Origin of the sequence: Veillonella parvula, from assembly GCF_001553335.1 — a bacterium.
Taxonomy (GTDB): domain Bacteria; phylum Bacillota; class Negativicutes; order Veillonellales; family Veillonellaceae; genus Veillonella; species Veillonella parvula_S.
Window position 1 is genome coordinate 30,925 of the sequence record NZ_KQ960775.1, and the last position, 24,263, is coordinate 55,187.

Below are 24,263 nucleotides of genomic sequence, written 5' to 3' on the forward strand. Positions count from 1 at the left end.
ACTGTCATCCTTCCTGTGATGCTCGATGCGAGCCCAATACACGATGTTCTAAATACTTCTCTAATTTACGTTTTACCCTTTGTAGCGCATTATCAATAGATTTAACACTACGATCTGTGACCTCAGCCATTTCTTGATAGGAACGTCCATCAAGGTATCCTTCCAAGACTTCCCATTCGAGATCACTTAAAATATGACCAATATTGTGCTCAATATCATCTAGTTCCTCTTGACTGATAATGAGGTCTTCAGGATTTGTAATCTTTGTTGAAGATAGCATTTCAATCAATGTACGCTCAGAGTCCTCTGTATACACCGGTTTATTTAAGGATATATAGGAGTTCAAAGGCGCATGTTTTTGTCTTGTAGCCGATTTAATAGCTGTAATAATTTGTCTAGTTATACAAAGTTCTGCAAAAGCTCTAAAAGACGCTAATTTATCATGTTTAAAATCTCGCGTCGCCTTATAGAGTCCAATCATCCCTTCTTGGATGATATCCTCTCGGTCGGCACCTACCAAAAAATAGGAGCGAGCCTTAGCTCTTACAAAGTTCTTATATTTATTAACAATATAATCGATTGCAAACTCATTTTGCTCTTCCTGAGCTATGACCACAACTTGCTCATCGGTCATTTCCTTGAAATTGTAATCGGACTTGCGTGTATGAATCATTTTCATAAGCTCCTCCTTACAATTGAGCGAGAAAAACCAATATATTTATTATACTGGAACGGTATATGATTTTCAACTATCAATGACCTCGACGCAATTTCTCAAGCTTTTCAGCAACTTCAGGAGATAATAAACCTCCCACTTCATTACGACGCACTGAAAATTGATCACGTCTATGTTCATGAGCATATTGAAGTCGTTCTTCTTCCTTAGCTATACGAATCATATTTTGCAACTCACGAGCAGGAATACGCAACCCGCCAGAGCCTAGAATTTGATTTTGCTCTGCTCCATCGGAGGTCACAACATATACATTAGTATATTTACCTTTACGTAAAAATACCTCTCGTTCAATAAAGGAATCCGCCGTTTCTCCATCCTCAGTATACACTTCGATAAATCCACTTGTAATGGATTCAATGGAACCTCCAGATTTTGTATACTTACCATCAAATACAAGGATTACTTCGTAACCCTTAAATTTACCATAGTTCAACAATCTATCTCGAAGCTCCATTCTCGCATGCTCTAAAGACTCATGAGCCAATTTTTTCAAATGAGTCCAAGCAAAAATAACATTATAGCCGTCTACAATTAAGATATCTTTTAGCATGATTATTTCGCCTGGCGTTGACGTACCGCCTCATACATAAGAACTGCAGCTGCAACAGATGCATTCAAAGAATTCAAATTTCCATACATAGGAATTGTTACAAGGAAATCACAAGCTTCTTTTACAACGCGACTAATCCCCTTACCTTCATTACCAATGACTATAACCGTAGGGATTGTCATATCAGCTTCATACAAGGTACGATCACCTTCCATATGAGCCCCCATTACCCAAAAGCCCTGTTTTTGAAGTTGTTTAATGGTTTGCGCTACATTGCCAATTTGTACAAGTGGAATTTGCTCAATAGCTCCAGCAGATGTCTTCGTAACAGTAGCATTAATAGGCGCATTATGTCGTTTAGGAATGAGTACAGCCGTAGCACCCGCACATTCAGCAGTACGAATGATAGCTCCCATATTATGTGGATCTTCAACACCATCCGTTAAAATGAGCAACGGCACCTCATGTGTCGTTTCTTGTAATACCTCGCCCAATTCTTTAAATTGAACGGCCGATACAAGAGCTATAACCCCTTGATGTGGTACCTCTAAATCGTACTTATTCATCTGTTTAACTGGTGTTGGTCTAACTTCAATACCTTGAGATTTAGCAAGATTTACAATATCAGCTAACCCTGTTTTTACCTTATCTTCACTGACCAGAATACGTTGAATAGAACGGCCACTTTTAAGGGCTTCTTTAACCGCATTGCGACCTACAATATAATTATCCATACTACATACCTCGTAGAGTTATAGAAAAGGCTTGCCCCAAGATATGCTGTAAGCGCTCTTCTTGGCGCGTTTCATAAAGAAATCCTAGTACTGCTTCAAAGGCCGTACTACTGCGATATTCTTGAACAGTACTACTTTTAGGCACGTTTACATTACTATTTCTAGCACGGCGTGCAATAGCTTGTTCATCTTCTGTGAAAGTATTTTCTATTTCTAGCAATACTTTTGCCTGTGATTTAGCACAAATAAATTCAGTAACGATAGTATGTAAAATCTGTACTTTTGTAATATTCATTTGTACTACGCGTTCGCGCACATACATGGAGTATACTGCATCACCGATATAAGCTAGCATAACTGCATCGGCACTTAGGCACTCCTCTATTGTTCGTTTGCGCAAACGAAGCGGCTCTTCTTCAAGAGCCGTTAGTTTCTTTATCGCTTCATTCTTTAAGAATTGAAATTGTTTAAACTTCACGTTTTTTCCACCGTGCACCTTGAGGAGAGTCCTCAATGGTAATACCAATCTCAGCTAATCGATCGCGGATACAATCAGCTAATGCCCATTGTTTTTGCTCGCGACAAGCTTGACGTACAGAAAGAATAACTTGCATTAATTCTTCATATTCAGCAGCATTAGCACCCGTATTGCCTTCCCAAGCTTTTTCAAGAACACCAATAACATCTGTCATAAATTTGAAGATTCGTTTCACTTCAGCAATTGCCTCTTGACAAACAACGCCTTCTCTACTTGTTACAGCTTGATAGTAGATATTAATTTCTTTTGCAAGACCGAACATACTAGAAGTTGCTAGAGCAGTGTTGAAATCATCACTCATAGCATCCTCAAACTCTTCTTCGTATGCTTTCGCTTTTTCTAATAAGCGTTGAGCTTCATCACATGAGCCTGGCTCACATTTTTCAAGGTAAAGAAGGTTTTCAATAGCTGTGCTTAACCGTTCCAAAGATTTATTAGCTTCTTCTAGACGCTCATCAGAGAAATCTAATGGGCTACGGTAATGCGTGCTCAATAAGAAGTAACGCAATGCATCAGGACTATATTGTTCTAAAATATCTTTTACCAAGAAGAAATTATTCAAGGACTTAGACATTTTTTCAGAATTAATAGTGATAAAACCATTGTGCAACCAGTAGCGCACTGCTGGATGTTGACCAGAGCAACCTTCTGATTGAGCAATTTCATTTTCATGATGAGGGAAAATCAAATCGCTACCACCACCGTGGAAGTCAAATTCTGTGCCTAAATATTTTTGGCTCATAGCAGAACATTCAATGTGCCACCCTGGCCGACCATTCCCCCATGGGCTTTCCCAATAAGGTTCACCAGGTTTTGCTGCTTTCCACAAAGCAAAGTCCATAGGATTCTTCTTACGACCATCTACTTCAATACGTGCGCCTGCTTCCATATCGTCTAATGTACGACCAGATAACTCACCGTAATGTTCAAATTTCTCCACACTATAATATACATCGCCATCGAGTTCATAGGCGTAGCCCTTGTCAATCAATGTTTGAATCATAGCAATGATATCATCAATATGTGTAGATACACGTGGATAAATGTCTGCACGTTGTACACCTAACGCATCCATTACTTCAAAATAACTATCGATATAACGGTTTGCAATGGTATCCCAAGAGACACCTTCACCATTAGAAGTGTTGATGATTTTATCATCCACATCAGTAAAGTTTTGTACATATGTTACTTTATAGCCTACATGTTTCATATAGCGACGAATTACGTCCCAAGTCACGAAAGGACGAGCATTGCCAATATGAGGATGATTGTATGGTGTGACACCACATACGTACATTTTTGCCTCACCTGGTGTTACAGGATTAAAAACCTCTTTTTGGCGCGTCATAGTATTATAAACAGTAATTTCTCTCATCGTTACCGATGCCTCCAATTTTGTAAAATAAAAAAGACCTCTCATCTCATACAGAGACGATGGTCCGCGGTTCCACTCTGTTAGGTACCAATAGCGATACCCACTCATCGCATAACGGTGCGTCGCCGGACAAACCTACCTATAATCGGAGTGTCAGCTCGTGAATGCATTTCATCTACCTATCCATGAACCCTCCCACCATCGGTTCTCGCTAAAAAGTTAGTTGTAGAGTACTTCTTTCAGTCTCAGCTATTAAAATAATCTATATTTATATATAAAAATATTTTACCAATAAAGCTATAGAATGTCAATATTTACAAGAAAGATCCCCATCTTTCATAGGCAGCTATTCACATATCATACATAGGTATTTTAAATAGCTTAATTAGAAAGATGAGGATATATAATCAGAATATTAAATTAATATTATCATTCATAACAATAGCTTTTATAGTACACAAGTAATAATAATGTCATTACATCAAATCAATTAATATTAAGCATTTTCTAATTTATCTTGATCATCATGTTTACGGCAAATACCTGCAAAGATAGATCCTGTAAAGTTATGAATGATGGAGAATACTGCACCTGCTACCGCAGCTTGTGGTGTAAAGTGTTTTAGTGCTAAAGATACGGATAATGCAGAATTTTGCATAGCCACTTCGATTTGCATAGCACGACGAGAAGACACATCAATACTAAGAGCTTTACATATAAAGTATGTCACAACATAACCACTCAAATTTTGTACTAAACACGCTACAAAAATAATAAAACCAGTTTCGGCAATTTGCTTTTGGTTAACTGCAGTTACAGCTGCCAAGATAAGCAATACCGCGATAGCTGCAATGGTTGGACATACAGATTTTACAGGTTCAATTTTTGCGCCAATAAAGTAATTCAATACAATCCCCAAAATAATTGGTACTAACACGATTTTTACAATGGATATAAACATTGGCATAAATTGAATTTCAATAGAAGATGTTGCACCTGCATATAATACGACAAATAAAGGCGTTAAAATAGGTGCCAATAATGTGGATACAGTTGTTGCTGATACGGATAAGGGAACATTACCATTTGCAAGGAAGGTCATTACATTAGAAGCAGTACCACCAGGACATGCACCCAACAAGATAAAACCAATCCCAACTTCTGGAGGAAAATTAAATGCTAAGGCTACTAAGAAACCTGCCAATGGCATCCATAAGAATTGGATTACGGATACGAGAATAACCTTCATTGGTTGCTTAAATACATCAATAAAGACTTGAGCCGTTAATGTTAACCCCATCGCAAACATAACAAACTGTAGCATGTAAGCAATATATGGAGTCATCCAAGAAAATACTGCAGGTAGCATATATGCTAAAACAGCCATCAATAGTACTATCCAGGATAGATAACTATTGAATAAGTGATTAATAGAACGAATAACACTCATAAAAACACTCGCTTTCATAATAAATCAAAATTTAATACGCCGATTATTATAGCATTTCTATAGAATATTAACAACACATACAAAAGGAGTTCACATAACACTTGTTACGTGAACTCCTTTGATTAATTGATCAAATTTATTTTGTTAATGCACCTACATTATCTAAACGATGTAAGCACTTTTCTTTACCAAGTAATGTAACAATATTATTCAAATCCGGACCATGCATTTGACCTGTTAAAGCTACACGGATTGGCATAAATACGAATTTACCTTTTAAAGAGGTTTCTTTCATTACGGCCTTGATTGTTGCTTTTACAACTTCAGGTGTAATTTCATCAAGTTCAGCCAATGCATTCCGGAAAGCGCCGAGAACTGTTGGAGCTGTTTCTTCATTCAATACAGCACGCAACTCCTCTTCATGCCCCTCTTCAAGGAATACTGTTTCGCCCATAAACAAGCCTACATGATCTTTAATTTGAGCACCATAGCTAATATGATCACGGAATGTAGAGCATAATAATGTCAACCAATCAATATCAGCTTGATTCAAGCTATCTGGAGCTAAACCAACCTCTTTCAAATGCGGTAAACAAAGATGGAATAACTCCTCATCACTCAAATTCTTCATGTAGTGGAAATTTATATGGTTCAACTTATCAATATCAAACACAGCAGGATTTTTCGCTACCCGATCCATAGAGAATTCCTGAATTAATTCATCTTGTGTGAAGAATTCTTCTTCACCTTCAGGAGCCCAACCAAGAAGTGCCAAGAAGTTTACAAGTGCTTCTGGCAAATAACCTAATTGTTTGTATTGTTCAACAGAGGTAGCGCCATGACGTTTAGACATCTTCTTGTAGTCTTTACCAAGGATCAAAGAAATATGACCAAACTTAGGAACTTCCCAGCCAAGAGCTTCATAGATAGCCATTTGACGAGGTGTATTAGATAAATGTTCCTCTGCACGAATAACGTGAGTAATCCCCATCATATGATCGTCCATTACTACGGCAAAGTTATATACAGGAATGCCATCAGATTTTACAATTACAAAATCACCGACGCCATTAGATTCAAAAGATACATGCCCACGTACCATATCATCAAAAGCATATGTTTTATTCAACGGTACACGCAAACGAATTGTAGGTTTACGACCTTCAGCAATGTATTTAGCCTTTGTCTCTTCATCTAAGTGTTCACAATGACCATTGTATTTGGGTGTTTCCCCACGATCCATTTGATCTTGACGTACCGCATCTAACTCTTCAGGTGTACAATAGCACTCATAAGCTTTGCCTTCATCCAATAGGCGTTGTGTTACTTCTTTATATAAATCTAGACGTTCTGTTTGACGGTAAGGACCATTATTACCACCTACATCAATGCCTTCATCCCAGTTCATGCCAAGCCATTGTAAGGAAGCTTTGATATTTTCTTCACTTTCACGTGTAGAACGAGTCAAATCTGTATCTTCAATACGCAATACAAATGTGCCTTTTTCCTTACGTGCTAATAACCAGTTAAATAAAGCAGAACGAGCACCACCAATATGGAATGGACCCGTAGGACTTGGAGCAAAACGAACTTTCAAGGAACTCATGATTAAATCTCTCCTTCATATACAGAAACGACAGCTTGTGCAGCAATGCCTTCACGGCGCCCAATAGCCCCTAGCATTTCATTTGTTGTCGCTTTAATACTAATGCGATCTAATGGTATCTCTAATATAGACTGTAAATTAGCCTTCATCATATCGATGTGAGGTTTTAATTTAGGTGTCTCAGAAATAACCATAATATCAATATTATAGGCTTGTAACCCACGTTCTTTCAATAAGAAATTTACTTTTTCTAGTAAAAGCATGCTAGAAATCCCTTTATACTGGTCATCTTCAGGTGGAAAATAGTATCCAATATCCCGTAAACCTGCAGCTCCCAACATGGCATCCATCAAGGCATGAATGAGAACATCCGCATCGGAGTGTCCATCAGGGCCAAGGTCAGATTCGATATGAACACCACCTAAGATACAAGGACGCCCTGCTTTTAATTGATGAATATCATAACCAAATCCAACGCGCATACGCTTATCCTCAATTCCTAAATATCGTTTTGCTACTGCAATATCATTAGGTGTGGTCACCTTAATATTACAATAGTCTCCACTTACTATATGTACAGGCTTACCTAAATACTCGACGAGGGACACATCATCAGTGCCTAAATATTTTTCGTCATAAGCCTTTTGATGGGCCTCTTTAAATAGATCTTTTTGAAAGCCTTGTGGTGTTTGAATTTGATATAACTCACTACGTTTCAAAGTTTCTATTACGGTATGCTCTGTATCAACCCGTTTAATCGTATCTGTAGCAGGGACACCTACAGTAGCAGCTCCATATTCTATTGTGGCTCTAACAACAGAATCAAATAGTTTCGTTGATGCTAATGGACGCGCTCCATCATGAACTAGCACAATATTACTATCTTCTGATACAGCTTTGAGCCCATATCCCACAGAATCTTGACGTTCTCTTCCACCAAGCACTATCTTTACAGGAATATGCAAATCCAACCCTTGAATATGGTTAGACATATATTCTTGTTCGCCTTCAGCTACAACAAGAATAATTTCTTTTAAACATTCAATCTTTTCTACATTTTGTATGGTACGTTGAATAATAGAATGTCCCCCTAAAGGAATAAATATCTTATTTTCTTTGTATCCCATACGGCGACCAGCACCTGCAGCGAGAACGATACAACTAATTGCCTTGCCCATTTTGTCCTCCATCTACACGAGCAAAAATCATCCGTCCTGCACTCGTTTGTAATATGGATGTAACCATAACCTCTACATTTTGACCAACATAAGGTTTACCATCCTCTACGACAATCATCGTGCCATCGTCGAGATAAGCCACACCTTGATGTACTTCCTTACCTTCTTTCATGATTTGAACGCGAATCCATTCTCCAGCGATTAGAGCAGGTTTTAATACATTTGCCAATTCATTGAGGTTAAGCACTTCAATACCCTGTACACGAGCCACCTTATTCAAGTTAAAGTCATTAGTCATCAATTTCCACTGCTTATCTAAAGCAAGTCGCATAAGTTTTGAATCAACCTCTACAAGATCATCATAATCATCTTCAACAACTTCTATAGCTACCTTATTGGCATCTTGCATATCCTTCAAAATATCAAGGCCACGTCGGCCACGGTTGCGTTTCGTAGCATCCGCAGAGTCAGAAATTACCTGTAACTCATTTAATACAAATAGTGGCACCATAAGAGGGCCTTCAATAAAGCCCGTAGCACATAGTTCTTTGATACGACCGTCAATGATAACTGAAGTATCTAGTAATTTTGGCGTACTAGAGGATTTATCTAATTTATGAGTTGAAAACATTTTAAAACGACTTGTTTTTTTAGTGCTATCTCCTCCCCATTGTTGTAAGTAATTATTGTACATTTCGGGGCCTTTACGAGCCATGATTTTAAGTCCACTATATCCAAAAATAGCACTCAAAATTATAGGAATATAAGGTCCTATAATAGGTACTTGATTGAATGCAACGCCAATTAGATTTGCAATAATAAGGCCAAATAATAAACCGATGGTGCCTGCAATCAATTCTTGATTTGGAATATGAGTAAGAATACGCTCTAATCTTTTAGCAATTACTAAACCTTGTTTCAGAATAAATGATGAAATCAGATAACCAATAACAAGGCCTAATAGAGTACCTACGATTAATACTGCAATACGTGCAATTGTTAACGACATGTCCCCAAAAGATTCAAATTGAGAAACCAAATATGGGTCAATAATAGGTGCTAAGCTATCCATTCCCACGTAGGCGGCTGTACCTACTAAAATGGCTATTACATAGCGTAAAATCCGATAAATCATGAAATCACCTCCTAATTATGAAAATACAAGTTGCATTGCCTCTTGTATAGATTTGACACCTTTAATTTTGATAGAACTATCATTATCCTTGATTTGTTTATAGTTGCCTTCAGGAATAATAAACTTTTTAAAACCTAATTTCTTGGCTTCATTTATACGCTGTTCAATGCGAGGAATACTGCGAACATTACCAGTTAAGCCTACTTCACCTAAAATTACCATATCTGTTGGAACGATTCGATTTTTCAGATTTGACACAATGGCAACCGCCATAGATAAATCACAAGCAGGTTCATTTACCTTGAGACCACCGATGACATTTACATACACGTCTTTATTACCTAATGTAAAGCTACAGCGTTTTTCTAAGACTGCTAATAATACAATTAATCGGTTAAGATCATAACCAATCGCCGTACGTCTAGGCATACCAAAGGCCGTAGTAACAACCAAGCTTTGTACCTCTACTAAGATGGGCCGAACCCCTTCGAGGTAAATCATAACAGCACTGCCACTTTCTTCATCGGAACGCTCGGCTAAAAGCGAAGCAGACGGATTGGACAATTCCTGTAACCCTTCCTCTACCATGGTAAAAATGCCTGTTTCTGATGTAGAACCAAAACGGTTTTTAATGGACCGTAATATACGGAATTGATAAGAACGCTCCCCTTCAAAGTAAAGCACTACATCTACCATATGCTCTAACATACGAGGCCCTGCAATATTGCCTTCCTTTGTTACATGACCAATGATTACAGTAGGTATATTTCGTTCTTTACAGAAGCGAAGTAGGCGAGATGTGCATTCACGAACTTGACTAACACTGCCTGGCGCAGCATCTATATCTCCAGTATACATAGTTTGTATAGAATCAATGACTAGTAAGGAAGGAGTCATTGCTTCAGCTTGCTCCAATATATGATCTAAATCAGTATCTGCAATAACTTGTAACCGTTCACTATTAATATGCAGTCGTTCTGCTCGAAGTTTAAGTTGTAACTGAGACTCTTCACCAGATGCATAAAGAACTGCTCCTACTGTATCGGCTACCTTCTGGGATACTTGTAGTAACAGAGTAGATTTACCAATACCAGGATCACCACCTAAAAGCATTAGAGCACCAGGCACTATGCCCCCACCTAATACACGGTCAATTTCACCAAAGGTTGTAGATACGCGTGCAATAGAAGAAATTTCGATATCTGGCAAGGCGGTAGGCTTCGCCATTTGATTTCCAACACCTCGAGAAGGTGTTCGACTATGTTTAGTTTCTTTAATGATTTCTTCAACTAATGTATTCCATTCTCCACATTGTGGACAACGGCCCATCCACTTAGAGGATTCAGCCCCACAATTTTGACAAAAGAATACAGATTTTGCTTTTGCCATAACACCTCAATACATTTAAAAAGAAAGGTCATGAATGATAACCATTCATGACCTTTTATGCATAATTTTACTACATGGTTAACTATCATCATTCTATAGTATACCATTTAACTTATATTTTTTATATGAAAGGTAGTCATCAACTGTATAATTTGTATTTTTATCATATTGATACAACAAGATCGTTATCCTTTGCATCTGCTTTAATAATTTTGCCTTCTTTTGCATCTCCTTTCAAAATAAGATCGGACACTGGGTCCTCAATTAAACGTTGAATAGCACGTTTTAATGGTCGAGCCCCCATTGTGAAATCAGAGCCTTCCTTAACAAGTAATTGCATAGCCTCAGGAGCGATTTCTAATTGTAAATCACGCTCTTTAAGGCGTTTTGTAACATCACTCATCAATATAGTTACAATTTCTTTTAAGTCCTCTTCTGTTAATGGATGGAATACAATCATTTCATCGATACGGTTTAAAAACTCAGGTCTAAAATGACGTTTCACCGCATCCATTACCGATTTCTTAGCCTCTTTAAAATCAATTCCTTTATTTTCATCTACATTAGAATCAGACTTTTTAGCTGCTAAGAAACCAAGTTCTGGCGAGTTCTTATGTAAAGCTTTAGCACCTAAGTTACTTGTCATGATAATAACTGTATTTCTGAAATCAACAGTTCTACCTTGGCTATCAGTAAGACGACCATCATCAAGAACTTGTAACAAGATATTAAAGAAATCTGCATGTGCTTTCTCTACTTCATCGAGGAGAATAACGCTATATGGTTTACGACGTACCGCATCTGTTAATTGGCCACCTTCTTCATAACCTACATAACCTGGAGGGGCACCGACTAAGCGAGACACAGTATGTTTTTCCATATATTCAGACATATCAAGTCGAATCATAGCAGATTCATCGCCGAACAAGGAGGATGCAAGCGCTCTTGCTAGCTCAGTTTTCCCTACACCAGTTGGCCCAAGGAACAAGAATGAACCAATAGGCCGTTTTGGGTCTTTTAATCCAGCCCTTGCACGGCGTACAGCTTTAGCTACAGCAGTAACAGCCTCATCTTGACCTACTACGCGTTTATGAAGTTCTTCTTCCAAATGTAGTAAGGTTGCAGACTCTTCTTCTGCAATTTTAGCCACTGGAATGCCTGTCCATTGCGCTACTACAGCAGCTATGTCTTCCTCTGTTACTATTAATTTTTGATCGCTTTTTTCTTTAGCGATAGATTTTTTATCACCAATTTCTTTTAATAGTGATTGTTCTTCATCGCGAAGCTCTGCAGCCTTTTCGAAATCTTGAGACGTAACAGCAGCTTCTTTTTCTTTCTTAACTGTATTAAGGCGATCCTCTAATGCTTTAACATCAGGTGCTGCAGAAAATACTTTCATACGAACCTTAGATGCAGCTTCATCGACTACATCGATAGCCTTATCAGGCAAGAATCGATCTGTAATATATCGGCTAGATAAAGATACAGCTGCTGTTAATGCCTCATCTGTAATCTTAGCCTTATGGAAAGCTTCATACCGATCTCTTAATCCCTTTAAAATTTCAAGAGCATCCTCTTCGTTAGGCTCTCCTACTTGAACAGGTTGAAAACGACGCTCTAAAGCAGCATCTTTTTCTATATGTTTCTTATATTCATCAAGTGTTGTGGCACCGATAACTTGGAATTCACCTCGTGCCAAAGCAGGCTTTAAGATATTAGCTGCATCCATAGCGCCTTCAGTAGCACCTGCCCCAACCAATGTATGAATTTCATCTATAAAGATAATCATATCATCATGTTGTTGTACTTCATCAATGGCTTTTTTCAACCGTTCTTCAAATTCACCACGGTACTTGGCACCCGCTAACATAGATCCAATACTAAGAGAAATAATGCGTTTATTACGTAAAATCTCCGGTACATTACCAGTCACAATACGCTGTGCCAAGCCTTCGGCAATAGCGGTTTTACCTACACCTGGTTCACCAATAAGAACAGGATTATTTTTAGTTCTACGGCTGAGAATTTGAATGACTCGTTGAATCTCCGTATCGCGGCCAATAACAGGATCAATCTTACCTTGTTTAGCAGACTCATTAAGATCAGTTGCAAAATCTGACAGCTCACCTAAATCATTATTGCTATTCATTCCCTCTTGACCACCATTGTTGCTACCTTTATTTGAGCCAAGAATACTACGAATTGCTTCTACTACATCATTACTACGTATATTCATAGCTCGTAAAATAGCAACTGCAACACCGCTACCATCGCTAAGTAGGCCCAATAGAATATGCTCAGTACCAACGTAATTGTGATTCATTTGATTTGCTACTTGAATGGCAAGCTCAAGCACATGTTTGACGCGAGGTGTCATATATATTGACGTTGCTTTTTTATTACCACGTCCTACATGTTCTTCTACAGCTTCAAAAATATCTTCTGTAACAAGGCCAAGCTCTTCTAAAGCTTTAGCTGCTACACCATTTTTAACCTCTGTAAGGCCGATGAGTACGTGTTCAGTACCGACATAGTCATGTCCTAACTCCAAAGCAGCCTCTTGAGCTAACGAAAGAACACGCTGTGCATCGTCTGTAAACCGTTGCATCATAATATCACCTCATCTATCTATGTAAATTGTAATTATTTCTTTTCAAATATATATAAACAATGGTGAAATAACCATTGGAATATCAAAAATAATATTAAACTCTATTAATCTATTATGCTATCTAGTATTAATATTTACTATTTTTTACAAATCTCTTAACAGTAAACTAAGAAAATTATATAAATCAATCTATACAAAATAAATAATCATGCATTAATTATTTATGTACTTATATTAATTTGAAAGTTTTTGACGTATCACCTTTGCACGATAGCTGTCGCGATCGGTATCTGTCAAATTTTCACTACCTAAGTATTTAGAGAGGAAGTTTGGTCTAGTTATAGCAACAAGCTCATTAAAAGTATCTTTACCCCAGAATGGTAATATTTCTAAATCTACACCTAATTGAATGTCACTAAGCTTACTAAGTGCCTCTTTACCGCTTACACGTCGTGCATATTGTAAAATTCCATAGGATCGCCAAAGTATATCTTCCAAACCTTCTTTATCGTTGTGTAATAAAGATTGCCGAGACTTTCGTTCTTCTGCAATAATTCCTTCTACGATTTTAATCAATTGCTCAATAGTTGCTTCTTCACTAATACCCATCGTTCGTTGATTAGAAATCTGGTAAATACAACCTAAAGCTTCGGAACCTTCCCCATACAACCCTCGTACAGAGTAACCTAATTGTATTATGTTACGAATGAGTCTCGTAATACGACCAGATAACGTCAATGCGGGTAAATGTAACATAACAGAGGCTCGTAAACCTGTACCCACATTAGTGGGGCAAACAGTTAAATAACCAAATCGCTCATCAAAGGCATAAGGGTATTTTGCTTCAATAGCTTTATCAATTTGAACCGCATGATTATAAGCTTGTTGCAATTTAAGTCCTGGAGCCATAGATTGAATACGTAAATGATCTTCTTCATTTACCATAATTGCGATAGAAGCATCATCAGATACGATCAAATTACGATACGGTAATTGTTCCTCTAAAGCAGGACTCATTAAATGCTTTTCAACTAAGACAGCACGCTCACGTTGACTTAATTGCTCAAGGCTAATATTTGTATATTGGTGCTCATCAGCCTTTTTTAATATTGGCAATAGGCCTCGAGAGATTATATTCACTTTTTCTAAGGAAACTGTATCTTCACGATTCGTAAATAATATATCATCAAAATTTCTCGCCAATCGTATACGGCTTGAAATTACAATGTGGTCTGTCGCCTCTGTATCCTGACACAGCCACTGACTTAGCGGAGAGTCCAATATAGTATCTAACATAAGAACCTCCTATTCGTTATCACCATCAATGATAACTTCTAGATTTTTAATTTTATCTCTCAAAATTGCGGCTTCTTCAAAGTTTTCAGCTTGAATAGCTGTATCTAATTGACGGCGCAATTGCTTTACTTCATACTTTGCTTTAAATACATTAGTACCACGACTAGGTATAGTCCCTTCATACTCAGAACTACCTTGTATTCGTTCTAATAATGGATTTATTTCACTATTAAAAGTCTCATAACATTGACCACAGCCAAACTTACCTACCCGATTGAATTCATCATAAGTAATACCACACTGAGGGCATCTCTTAGATTGATGAGCTTTTAATAAGTTATCTGGATACACCATATTCTTAAAAAAATCATTAGTAAAAAAGTTATTATCCCACATATCATTCATAAAAGAACTATAAGGAGATAATTTCCTAGCTTGTTGTAACTCGGTGGCACAAGCACTGCAAAGATGTTGCTCAGTCTTTTGATTATTTATGATATTAGTCATATGGATAGTAGCTTCATTTTTATGGCAATGATCACATAACACAAATCATCACTCCTTCCGCAAAGTGTCCACCATTGATGCATATAATTGACGAACAGCATCATTACGTTCTTCTACGTCTACATTTTCAATTAATGTAGCAAAAGAATTATGCATCAATTGAGCTTCACGACGGGTAATCTTTTCAGATTGTAATAATTGAAATAATGATTGATCTACATCTCGCATATCAATTAATCGTTCTACCGTATTTGGACCTTCATAAATCCGATAAGTTGTAACAGCAGGTAAAGAATCTGAACTTTCTGGGTTAATTTTTTTGATTCGAATATATCCACCCAAGCCACGTCTTGACTCAACATCGAAACCGCGCTCATTAGAAAAACGCGTACTTAATACGTAACTAATTTGGGATGGCGCACAATCTAATTCATCAGCCAATTCATTACGCTTTAAAATTAGCTTTTCTTGTTCTTCACGCATACGGTCTAATATAAATTTTTCTATTTTATCAGCTATCATACTCATAAAAAACACCCCTTTAAAGTTTATTTACTATAGTTTTGACTATTTGTTCTTTAGCATAACTCTATTATATTTGACTTTTTGACCTTAGTCAATATAAAAGTCAAATTTTATAAAAATAACGTTTGACTTTTAATGTATTTTCATATAATTGGACTTAATCCTTAAATCTATGTATAATAAATGAGATATTATTTTCTGAAGGAAGGTGTTGTTATGGCAGAAGCATTAGGACAAGAACTGTTAATTGATTTATATTCCTGCGAAGAAGACGCAATTTCATCGGCTACAGCTGTACAGGAAAGTGTAGCAACCGCATTTGACTTAGCTGAACTTGATGTAGATGAAATCAGTTGTCAAGTTATGGACGAGGAAATCGCCCTCCTTTCTGTCGCACCAGGTTTTCACTTTACATTGCACACATATCCTGCACTTGGTTATGTAGCAGTTGATTTGTATTCCTTCGAGCAAACATTACCACTTACATTAATTATGAAAGCCTTACGTAAATCTTTTAGAGCTGAAAAAGTAAAGGCAACAAGTGTGCAACGTGGCGACTTTGGTAACGAACGTGATATGAAGCCACGTCGCAAAACTAAGATTACTACACTTGGTCGTGTTTCTCGTACACGTATCCAACTCAAACAAACAGGGGGCAAGTTGAAAAAACAAAGTGCTAAGGTTATCAAAACATTAGCTAAAAAAAGTGGCCTAAAAAAATAACATAAAATGAAGATGCAAAAAAGCTAGAGGATTTCCTCTAGCTTTTTATTTGGGTTGATATGTAATTCTATTTATATAGCTTATCTACGAACCATCATTTCTTCAAGATTGAGAACATCAGCAATTTCATCAACATCGTCACAGATATATTCGGCATCCGCTTCCTTTAACTCAGATTCCGTACCATAACCATAGGTAACGCCAATGGAGATACAGCCAAGTTCATTAGCTGCTTCTGCATCGTACTTACGATCTCCAACCATGAATGTCAATCGACGACCATTTTCATCAGTTAATGGGTTACCACATAGCGTGAGAGCTTTTTCAAGAATTTCTTTTTTGTGTAACAATCCCTCTTCGTAATTAGCACCAACAATAACATCAAAGTATGGTGTCAATTCAAAGTGATCAAGAATATCTTTAGCATAATGTTCTGGTTTTGCAGTAGCTACAGCTATAGTATATTGTTCAGTTTTGCATTTAGCCAATAAGTCTACAATATTCGGATATACTTTATTTTCAAATTTACCGATGGTACCATAACGTTCACGGAATTTAAAGTATGTTTCTTCCGCTTGCTCAAAGGTCAAACCACAATGTTCTTGGAAAGCATCTACCAATGGTGGTCCTAAGAACAATTGTAATGTTTCTTCATCAGGTACAGTATAACCGAAATGTTCCAATGCAAATTTAATGCTTTTAAGAATACCTTCTTGAGAGTCAGTTAAGGTTCCATCTAAATCAAATAATATCGTTTTCTTCATATTATTTCTTTAAAGCCTCTTTCAATGTATGCCATGCAAGAACTGCACATTTTACACGTGCTGGCATATTAGAAATATTTTGTAGAGCCATAGCATCTTCTAATTCTTCTAACTCATTTTCATCGGTAATCTCTTTTTTAATCATACCTAAGAAAATTTCTACTAAACGAAGCGCTTCCTCAACAGATTTGCCCTTAATGATATCAATCATCATAGATGCAGATGCTTGGCTAATAGCACAGCCAGAACCTGTATATGCAGCATCTTTAATGATACCATCTACTACATTGAGTTGTAATGTTAGATCATCACCACAACTAGGGTTATGTCCATGTTCAGAATTTGTAAATTCAGATAATTCATGCTTATTACGTTTATCTTGGTTATGTTCCAAAATAAGTTCCGTATATAATTGATCCATTTCCATTAGTGGTAATTCTCCTAATCTTTAAAACCCATTACTGAACGAACAGTCTTTAATACTTCAAGGAATGCGTCTAAATCTTCCTTGCGAGTGTATAAGTACATACTTAAACGAGTAGATGCAGATACATTGTAGAACGCACCTAATGGTTGTGCACAATGGTGACCGGAACGAACGCAGATCCCCTTAGAATCCAAAATTGTAGCTACGTCATGAGGATGTACATCATCTACAGTGAACGCAATAACGCCATGTTTTTCCTTAGGATTTTGAGAACCAATAACATGGACATGTGGCAATTCAACAATCTTAGGAAGAATATAAGCTACTAACTCCTCTTCATAGGCTTCTATAGCATCCATTCCAAAGGATTCCAAATAGTCAATAGCTGCATGCAAGGAAACGGCACCATCAGCATTTGGAGTACCTGCCTCAAACTTATATGGAAGCTCATTGAATGTAGCAGTTTGCTCTTTTACATACTCAATCATATCGCCACCCAATAGGAATGGAGGCATAGTTTCTAATAAATCACGTTTACCGTATAGTACACCAATCCCTTGAGATGCACACATTTTATGGCCAGAGAATACGAAGAAATCGCAATCCAATGCTTGTACGTCAATTTTTTTATGAGGTGTAGATTGAGCACCGTCTAGAACAACAATAGCACCTACAGAGTGAGCCTTCTCAGTTAATTCTTTTACTGGGAATTCCATACCAAGCACGTTACTAACATGAGCGAAAGCAACAATTTTAGTCTTTTCATCAATTTTATTGATTTCACCATCTTTTAAGTGCCCATGTTCATCAAGATACATGTATTCTAAGGTTGCCCCCGTCTGTTCTGCCACATATTGCCATGTTACAAGATTCGCATGATGTTCAGCAACAGTAATGACAATCTTGTCACCTTTTTTCACATTATGAAGGCCATAGCTGTGGGCAATCAAGTTCATTGACTCCGTACTATTACGTGTAAATATAACCTCTTCTCGTTCGCGAGCATTGATAAATTCAACTACGCGATCCCGTGCATTTTCATAGTCTTCAGATGCTTCAATGGCTAAAATATGAGAACCACGATGTGGGTTACCATTACGTTGTGTCATATGTTCCACAACACGGTCAATTACGGACTGTGGAATTTGAGCAGTAGCACCGCTATCTAAATAGATAACACGATGCCCATTATGCTCTTTATGTAATATAGGAAAGTCTTTGTATGCTTCTGCAATTGGTCTCATAAAAACGCCTCTTTAAATTTTATTACGTACAGCTGCTAACGCTGCTTCTTCAATCGTTTCATCACCAATGCGATCAATAATAGGTCGAATCATAGATTCAACAATGATATGTTTTGCCTCTACCTCACTAAAGCCACGGCTCATGATATAGAACAATTTATTATGATCAATTTGGCCTGCACTTGCTGCATGATTACCAACTACATTATCTTCTTTACACAATAAAAGTGGTAACGAAACAGATTTTACAGTTGGATCTAACAATAAGCAAGTATCTTCTTCCGCACCTTCAGAAGCTGTTGCTCCATTAAGGAAATCAAGGGTCCCTCTGAAGGATTTTTTAGAATTGCCACTAAGAGCACCTAAGGTATGAATATCACTAAATGATTTTTTACCACCATGACTCATAACCATAGAAATATCAAATTTTTGCTCTTTATTACCAAGATAAGCAATGTCATGAACCATACGGGATTCTTGACCTACTAAATCATGATAGTAATTCAAGATGTTTTCACTGCCACCAATTTCAATATTGATGTATTCTACATCTGCTTTTTCTTCTAATTTAGTGTATCGATGCTCGATATGTTGTACATGTTCAGGCAAAAGATTTACCTTTTTTACTACAACCTTACCAGCTTCTTTCACATCGTATTCGTTTAAATAGCTAACATTTGTCAATGCATCGCCAGAACCAGTTACATAGAATTGTACTTCTAGCTCAGCACCTTCACCAACGATAAATTGGAAACGGTTTGCCACACGAGCATTAGCATCAATGCGGATGCCTACAACTTCTTTCGCCTTAGGAGGCACATTGATAGCATAGCCTTTCGCTTTTTCAACTAATACATGAACAGCTTCTTTATTAGCACCTTCATAATTACCATCTAGTAATGCTGTACCAACAGGTAATGGTGAAAGTATATCTTTATTAGCTTCCACAGCGATAGATTGTACCGCTGTATCTTCTCCAGCTAGAGAGCTTACAGTATGATTAACGCGCAACCATCTGAATGTCGGTCTAGGGAGTTCATTAAATAGTAATTCGCTCATAATTCCTCCTTAACCGATAGAACCTTCTAATTCAAGATTGATTAGATTGTTCATTTCTACTGCATATTCAAGTGGCAATTCTTTAGAGATTGGCTCTACGAAACCACGAACTAGCATCGCACGAGCTTCTTCTTCGCTAATACCACGAGTCATAAGATAGAAAATTGCTTCGTCGGAAATACGACCGATTTTAGCTTCATGACCTAAATCCACATTGTCATTTTCTACGATAATAGCCGGAATTGTATCAGATTGAGACTCAGCATCAAGCATCAAGGATTCACAAGAAACTGTTGCTTTGGAATGTTCAGCTTTAGGGCCAATCTTCAAAAGGCCACGATAAATTGCAGCGCCACCGGATTTAGAAATGGATTTAGAGTTAACATTACTTGTTGTATATGGTGCATTATGTACCACTTTACAACCTGTATCGAGGAATTGTCCTTCACCTGCGAATGTTACACCTGTAAATTCAGCATGTGCACCTTCACCGTTGAGAATACTCATTGGGTACAAACAAGAAACTTTGGAGCCAAAGGAACCAGATACCCACTCAATTGTACCATTTTTACCTACTACACAACGTTTTGTGTTAAGGTTGTACATGTTTTTAGACCAGTTTTCAATTGTAGAATAACGCAATGTAGCATTATCTTTAACGAACAGTTCAACAGCGCCTGCATGAAGGTTAGACACATCATACTTAGGAGCAGAACAACCTTCGATAAAGTGCAATTTAGCCCCTTCTTCTACGATAATCATCGTATGTTCGAACTGACCAGCACCTGGTGCATTCAAACGGAAGTAAGATTGCAATGGAATCTCTACTTGTACACCTGCAGGAACGTATACGAAGGAACCACCAGACCAAACGGCACCGTGAAGAGCAGCCCATTTATGGTCTGTAGGTGGAATTAATGTCATCCAGTATTTTTTTACGATTTCTTCATGTTCATGTAATGCTGTTTCGATATCAGTATAGATAACACCTTGCTTAACAAGATCTTCTTGAATACTGTGGTAAACAACTTCAGAATCATATTGAGCACCAACACCAGCTAGAGATGTTTTTTCCGCTTCTGGAATACCTAAGCGGTCAAAAGTACTTTTAATTTCTTCTGGAACTTCATCCCAGTTTTCTTTCATATCTACTTTAGGCTTAACATATGTATGAATATTTGCCATATCTAAGCCCGAGATATCAGGAATCCAATTCGGAATGCCCATGCGATTATAGATTTCCAAAGACTTTAAACGGAAATCGAGCATCCATTCTGGTTCATTTTTATTAGACCAAATCTCACGGATAATATCTTCTGTTAAACCGGCATCAGAGATATAAGAATATTCAAATTCGTTCTTTATATCATAGACGCCACGGTCCATATCCGCGACTTGGGTTTTCATTCTTTCTTCCATTATGCCTCCTATGCTAATGCTTTGTATGCGTCATAACCTTTTTCTTCGATCTCACGTACAAGAGAAGCATCACCAGTTTTAACAATCTTGCCATTGATCAACACATGAACATAGTCTGGTTTTAGTTTTTGTAAAATTTGGTTATGATGAGTAATGATTAATACAGCATTTTCTTCGTTATGGAAACGTTGTACACCTTCAGATACGATACGAACCGCATCTACGTCAAGGCCAGAATCAGTTTCATCAAGAATAGCCAATTTAGGATTCAAAATGGACATTTGAAGAATTTCATTCTTCTTGCGTTCACCACCAGAGAAGCCTTCATTTACATAACGTTGCGCATAAGATAAATCAAAGGATAATTCATCCATTTTTTCTTTCAATTCTTTTTTGAAAGATAATGCACGTACATTTTCACCAGTAATTGTGGATTTAGCTGTACGAATGAAGTTTTCTACAGTAATACCAGGAATAGAAATTGGATTTTGGAAGGACATAAAAATACCCGCTTTTGCACGATCGTTTACTGCATCTTCAGTAATATCCTTACCATCAAAAATGATAGAACCACTATCTACTGTATATGTAGAGTTACCCATGATTGCATTAGCAAGTGTAGATTTACCAGCACCATTTGTCCCCATCACAACATGAATTTCACCTTTATTAATTGTTAAATCAATACCTTTCAAGATTTGTTTCTCTTCAACAGATACCTTTAAATCTTTTATCTGAAGTAATTCAGCCAAAATGTTCACTCCTTTTATTTGTATGTAACCATAAGAAACATACACTCATTATATATAAAACGTATATACTGACACATATAAAAAGGCGGTACGCACTAACGTGAATACCGCCGTAATTCTCGCCAACTTAGCAAGTATGTGCATAACAATCTACACTCATTATACATTCTTATCTAAATGATAGCAAGATATTCCTACTAAAATATACAGGAATTAAAAGAATATCAAGTATTACATATATTGATAGGTTTTTATTAATATTAATTCTCATCCTATTCGATTCTCAATATTAAATTATAGATTTGAAAAATCAAGAGTTCCAAATAAATCATCATATGTTTCAGCACGACGAATTTGTGTAACAGAGCCATCTTTATGTAGCAATAACTCTGCAGAACGTAATTTACCATTATAATTGAAACCCATAGAATGTCCATGTGCACCAGCATCGTGAATGACGACACGATCTCCAATATCAATTTTTGGCAGCTCTCGTTGAATAGCAAATTTATCATTATTTTCACATAAGGAGCCTGTTACATCATATACATGATCCTTGGGAGCATTTTCTTTCCCCATTACGGTAATGTGATGATAAGAGCCATACAACGCCGGACGCATAAGATTTGCCATACAAGCATCTAAACCGATGTAATGACGATAAATATCTTTTTTATGAATAGCAGTAGAAACAAGATAACCAAATGGACCTGTTACCATACGCCCACATTCATAAGCCAATGCTACATCATTAAGTCCATTAGCTACTAAAATTCGATTATACGCTTCTTCTACACCATTGCTTAATTTGCGGAAGTCTACTGGTGTTTGTTCTGGTTTATAAGCTACACCTACACCTCCACCTAAATCAATAAATTCAACAGTGATACCAAGTTCTTTTTTAATATCTACAGCAAGATTAAAGCAAAGCTCTGCTGTACCAACTAAACCGTCAATATCAAGTTCGTTAGAAACAACCATTGTATGAATACCAAAGTGTTTTACACCTTTAGCTTGTAATTGTTTGTACGCTTCAAATATTTGTTCGCGTGTCATACCATATTTAGCTTCTTCAGGAAGGCCAATAATTGTATTGCCCCCTTCTTTTAAAGAACCCGGATTATAACGCACGCAGAATGTATCTGGCAAAGAGCCATGATTTTTTTCTAAATATTCAATATGTGTAATATCATCAAGATTGATGATTGCACCCATTTCAAGTGCCTTTTTATACTCCACATACGGTGTGTCATTAGATGTGAACATAATATCATGGCCCGTAATACCCACTTTTTCACATAAAAGTAGTTCCGCTAAGGAAGAACAGTCTGCGCCAACCCCAAGCTTTTGTAACAAACGCATGATATACGGATTTGGAGTTGCTTTAACTGCAAAATATTGCTTGAATCCCTTATTCCAAGAGAATGCATTGATGAAAAATTTCATATTCTCAATAATTCCTTCTTCATCATAAATATGGAATGGAGTTGGATACTGAGCAATAATATTTTCTAATTGTTCTGACGTGAATGGAACTGTTTTTTTGTTCATGATAACCTTTCTACATAAATAAAAGACTCATCAGCCGATGAGTCTTTTATTCTAATTTCCTAATTATTTAAATAAAGCTTTATCTAAACTAAAGCGACCAGCACCAGCAAAGAATAACATAAGTGCACCAAAGCCTAATTGAGATGGGTAGTCCCAGCTAAAGAAACTACCATTCAAACTCACAATAGTCGCAGTTGCTAAAGTACCTACAACTAGAATAGCACCAATACGTGTAAATAATCCTACTGCAATGAGAATACCACCAATCATTTCTGCAAGTGCTGCCATAGTGCCCAGCATCTCATAACCACCGGATACGCCTAAAGGTGCTAACATAGTCCCTACTTTGTAGAGCCCTTCAGCTCCGCTAAGCCATTTTAAATAACCATGATAAAACATGGAAATGCCCAATGCAAGGCGATAAATCAATAAGCCAAAGTTTACATAATTAGGTTTACTTTTAAAAATAAAGTTCAACATAGTGATCCTTCTTTCAATTCAAATATAATAAATCGAATAAATTCGATACACTAATTATACTATTAGAGAATAACTATGTCAATAAGACTCACTATTAAATTCTATAGAATTATATCATACATTGTATACAAAATCAATTTTATCGATGTAATCAACATAATATAGTCAGCTTAAATACAATCATAGTTTTTTTGAAATTTGAAATTTAAAA

The 24,263-nt window shown here is 36.9% G+C and carries 23 protein-coding genes and 1 other annotated feature; of the genes, 1 reads left to right on the top strand and 22 read right to left on the bottom strand.

The features are described 5' to 3' along the window. Positions 1-4 precede the first annotated feature (4 nt). The 14 genes from sigH to HMPREF1865_RS00710 form a co-directional block, all read right to left on the bottom strand. Positions 5-679: an RNA polymerase sporulation sigma factor SigH gene (sigH, locus tag HMPREF1865_RS00645; RefSeq protein WP_004695993.1), complete on the bottom strand. Its 675-nt coding sequence runs from the start codon at positions 677-679 to the stop codon at positions 5-7. A 73-nt stretch (positions 680-752) separates the two neighbouring features. Next, positions 753-1,286: an NYN domain-containing protein gene (locus HMPREF1865_RS00650; RefSeq protein ID WP_004695995.1), complete on the bottom strand. Its 534-nt coding sequence runs from the start codon at positions 1,284-1,286 to the stop codon at positions 753-755. 2 nt (positions 1,287-1,288) lie between these two features. Beyond that, complete coding sequence (gene rlmB, locus HMPREF1865_RS00655; RefSeq protein WP_060918856.1) at positions 1,289-2,020, bottom strand: 23S rRNA (guanosine(2251)-2'-O)-methyltransferase RlmB; 732 nt, start codon at positions 2,018-2,020, stop codon at positions 1,289-1,291. Between the two features lies 1 nt (position 2,021). Next, complete coding sequence (locus tag HMPREF1865_RS00660; RefSeq protein ID WP_060918857.1) at positions 2,022-2,498, bottom strand: Mini-ribonuclease 3; 477 nt, start codon at positions 2,496-2,498, stop codon at positions 2,022-2,024. Continuing rightward, entirely contained in the window at positions 2,488-3,936 is a 1,449-nt protein-coding gene (cysS, locus tag HMPREF1865_RS00665) for a cysteine--tRNA ligase (protein ID WP_004696001.1), read from the bottom strand. Before cysS ends, HMPREF1865_RS00660 begins: the two co-directional genes overlap by 11 nt. Positions 3,937-3,985: 49 nt before the next feature. After that, positions 3,986-4,192, bottom strand: a binding site (T-box leader). A 240-nt stretch (positions 4,193-4,432) separates the two neighbouring features. Then, positions 4,433-5,386, bottom strand: a complete 954-nt coding sequence (locus tag HMPREF1865_RS00670; protein ID WP_230949586.1) for a bile acid:sodium symporter family protein — start codon at positions 5,384-5,386, stop codon at positions 4,433-4,435. 136 nt (positions 5,387-5,522) lie between these two features. After that, on the bottom strand, positions 5,523-6,992 hold the full coding sequence (gene gltX, locus HMPREF1865_RS00675; protein WP_060918858.1) for a glutamate--tRNA ligase: 1,470 nt from the start codon (positions 6,990-6,992) through the stop codon (positions 5,523-5,525). Positions 6,993-6,994: 2 nt separating this feature from the next. After that, positions 6,995-8,170 carry a 2-C-methyl-D-erythritol 4-phosphate cytidylyltransferase gene (ispD, locus tag HMPREF1865_RS00680; protein WP_060918859.1) on the bottom strand — a complete coding sequence of 392 codons (1,176 nt, stop codon included), beginning with the start codon at positions 8,168-8,170 and terminating at the stop codon, positions 6,995-6,997. Further along, positions 8,154-9,305 (bottom strand): PIN/TRAM domain-containing protein, encoded by a 1,152-nt coding sequence (locus tag HMPREF1865_RS00685; protein ID WP_060918860.1) that lies wholly within the window; start codon positions 9,303-9,305, stop codon positions 8,154-8,156. The genes ispD and HMPREF1865_RS00685 overlap by 17 nt, the downstream gene beginning before the upstream one ends. A 15-nt stretch (positions 9,306-9,320) precedes the next feature. Beyond that, positions 9,321-10,694 carry a DNA repair protein RadA gene (gene radA / locus HMPREF1865_RS00690; RefSeq protein WP_060918861.1) on the bottom strand — a complete coding sequence of 458 codons (1,374 nt, stop codon included), beginning with the start codon at positions 10,692-10,694 and terminating at the stop codon, positions 9,321-9,323. Between the two features lie 163 nt (positions 10,695-10,857). Beyond that, positions 10,858-13,305 (bottom strand): ATP-dependent Clp protease ATP-binding subunit, encoded by a 2,448-nt coding sequence (locus HMPREF1865_RS00695; protein WP_060918862.1) that lies wholly within the window; start codon positions 13,303-13,305, stop codon positions 10,858-10,860. Positions 13,306-13,539: 234 nt separating this feature from the next. Continuing rightward, positions 13,540-14,601 (bottom strand): protein arginine kinase, encoded by a 1,062-nt coding sequence (locus tag HMPREF1865_RS00700; protein ID WP_060918863.1) that lies wholly within the window; start codon positions 14,599-14,601, stop codon positions 13,540-13,542. Positions 14,602-14,610: 9 nt separating this feature from the next. After that, the gene (locus HMPREF1865_RS00705; RefSeq protein ID WP_060918864.1) at positions 14,611-15,150 is read right to left on the bottom strand and encodes a UvrB/UvrC motif-containing protein; all 540 of its coding nucleotides are present in this window, start codon (positions 15,148-15,150) and stop codon (positions 14,611-14,613) included. A gap of 6 nt (positions 15,151-15,156) precedes the next feature. Continuing rightward, positions 15,157-15,636, bottom strand: a complete 480-nt coding sequence (locus tag HMPREF1865_RS00710) for a CtsR family transcriptional regulator (RefSeq protein WP_004696020.1) — start codon at positions 15,634-15,636, stop codon at positions 15,157-15,159. 213 nt (positions 15,637-15,849) lie between these two features. Between HMPREF1865_RS00710 and HMPREF1865_RS00715 the strand changes: the two genes are divergently transcribed. Then, complete coding sequence (locus HMPREF1865_RS00715) at positions 15,850-16,356, top strand: S-adenosylmethionine decarboxylase family protein (RefSeq protein WP_060918865.1); 507 nt, start codon at positions 15,850-15,852, stop codon at positions 16,354-16,356. 80 nt (positions 16,357-16,436) lie between these two features. Here HMPREF1865_RS00715 and HMPREF1865_RS00720 read toward each other — a convergent pair whose 3' ends face one another. The 8 genes from HMPREF1865_RS00720 to HMPREF1865_RS00755 form a co-directional block, all read right to left on the bottom strand. After that, a complete protein-coding gene (locus HMPREF1865_RS00720; RefSeq protein ID WP_060918866.1) occupies positions 16,437-17,120 on the bottom strand; it encodes an HAD hydrolase-like protein in 684 nt (227 codons plus the stop codon). 1 nt (position 17,121) lies between these two features. Continuing rightward, on the bottom strand, positions 17,122-17,547 hold the full coding sequence (gene sufU / locus HMPREF1865_RS00725) for a Fe-S cluster assembly sulfur transfer protein SufU (protein ID WP_004696027.1): 426 nt from the start codon (positions 17,545-17,547) through the stop codon (positions 17,122-17,124). 14 nt (positions 17,548-17,561) lie between these two features. Next, positions 17,562-18,791 (bottom strand): SufS family cysteine desulfurase, encoded by a 1,230-nt coding sequence (locus HMPREF1865_RS00730; protein WP_004696029.1) that lies wholly within the window; start codon positions 18,789-18,791, stop codon positions 17,562-17,564. Between the two features lie 12 nt (positions 18,792-18,803). Next, a complete protein-coding gene (locus HMPREF1865_RS00735; RefSeq protein ID WP_060918867.1) occupies positions 18,804-19,850 on the bottom strand; it encodes a SufB/SufD family protein in 1,047 nt (348 codons plus the stop codon). 9 nt (positions 19,851-19,859) lie between these two features. Further along, entirely contained in the window at positions 19,860-21,269 is a 1,410-nt protein-coding gene (gene sufB / locus HMPREF1865_RS00740; protein WP_060918868.1) for a Fe-S cluster assembly protein SufB, read from the bottom strand. A gap of 8 nt (positions 21,270-21,277) precedes the next feature. Then, positions 21,278-22,021 carry a Fe-S cluster assembly ATPase SufC gene (sufC, locus tag HMPREF1865_RS00745; RefSeq protein WP_004696035.1) on the bottom strand — a complete coding sequence of 248 codons (744 nt, stop codon included), beginning with the start codon at positions 22,019-22,021 and terminating at the stop codon, positions 21,278-21,280. A gap of 294 nt (positions 22,022-22,315) precedes the next feature. Beyond that, positions 22,316-23,572 (bottom strand): diaminopimelate decarboxylase family protein, encoded by a 1,257-nt coding sequence (locus HMPREF1865_RS00750; RefSeq protein WP_060918869.1) that lies wholly within the window; start codon positions 23,570-23,572, stop codon positions 22,316-22,318. Positions 23,573-23,635: 63 nt separating this feature from the next. Beyond that, the gene (locus HMPREF1865_RS00755) at positions 23,636-24,052 is read right to left on the bottom strand and encodes a DoxX family protein (RefSeq protein WP_004696040.1); all 417 of its coding nucleotides are present in this window, start codon (positions 24,050-24,052) and stop codon (positions 23,636-23,638) included. Positions 24,053-24,263 lie beyond the last annotated feature (211 nt).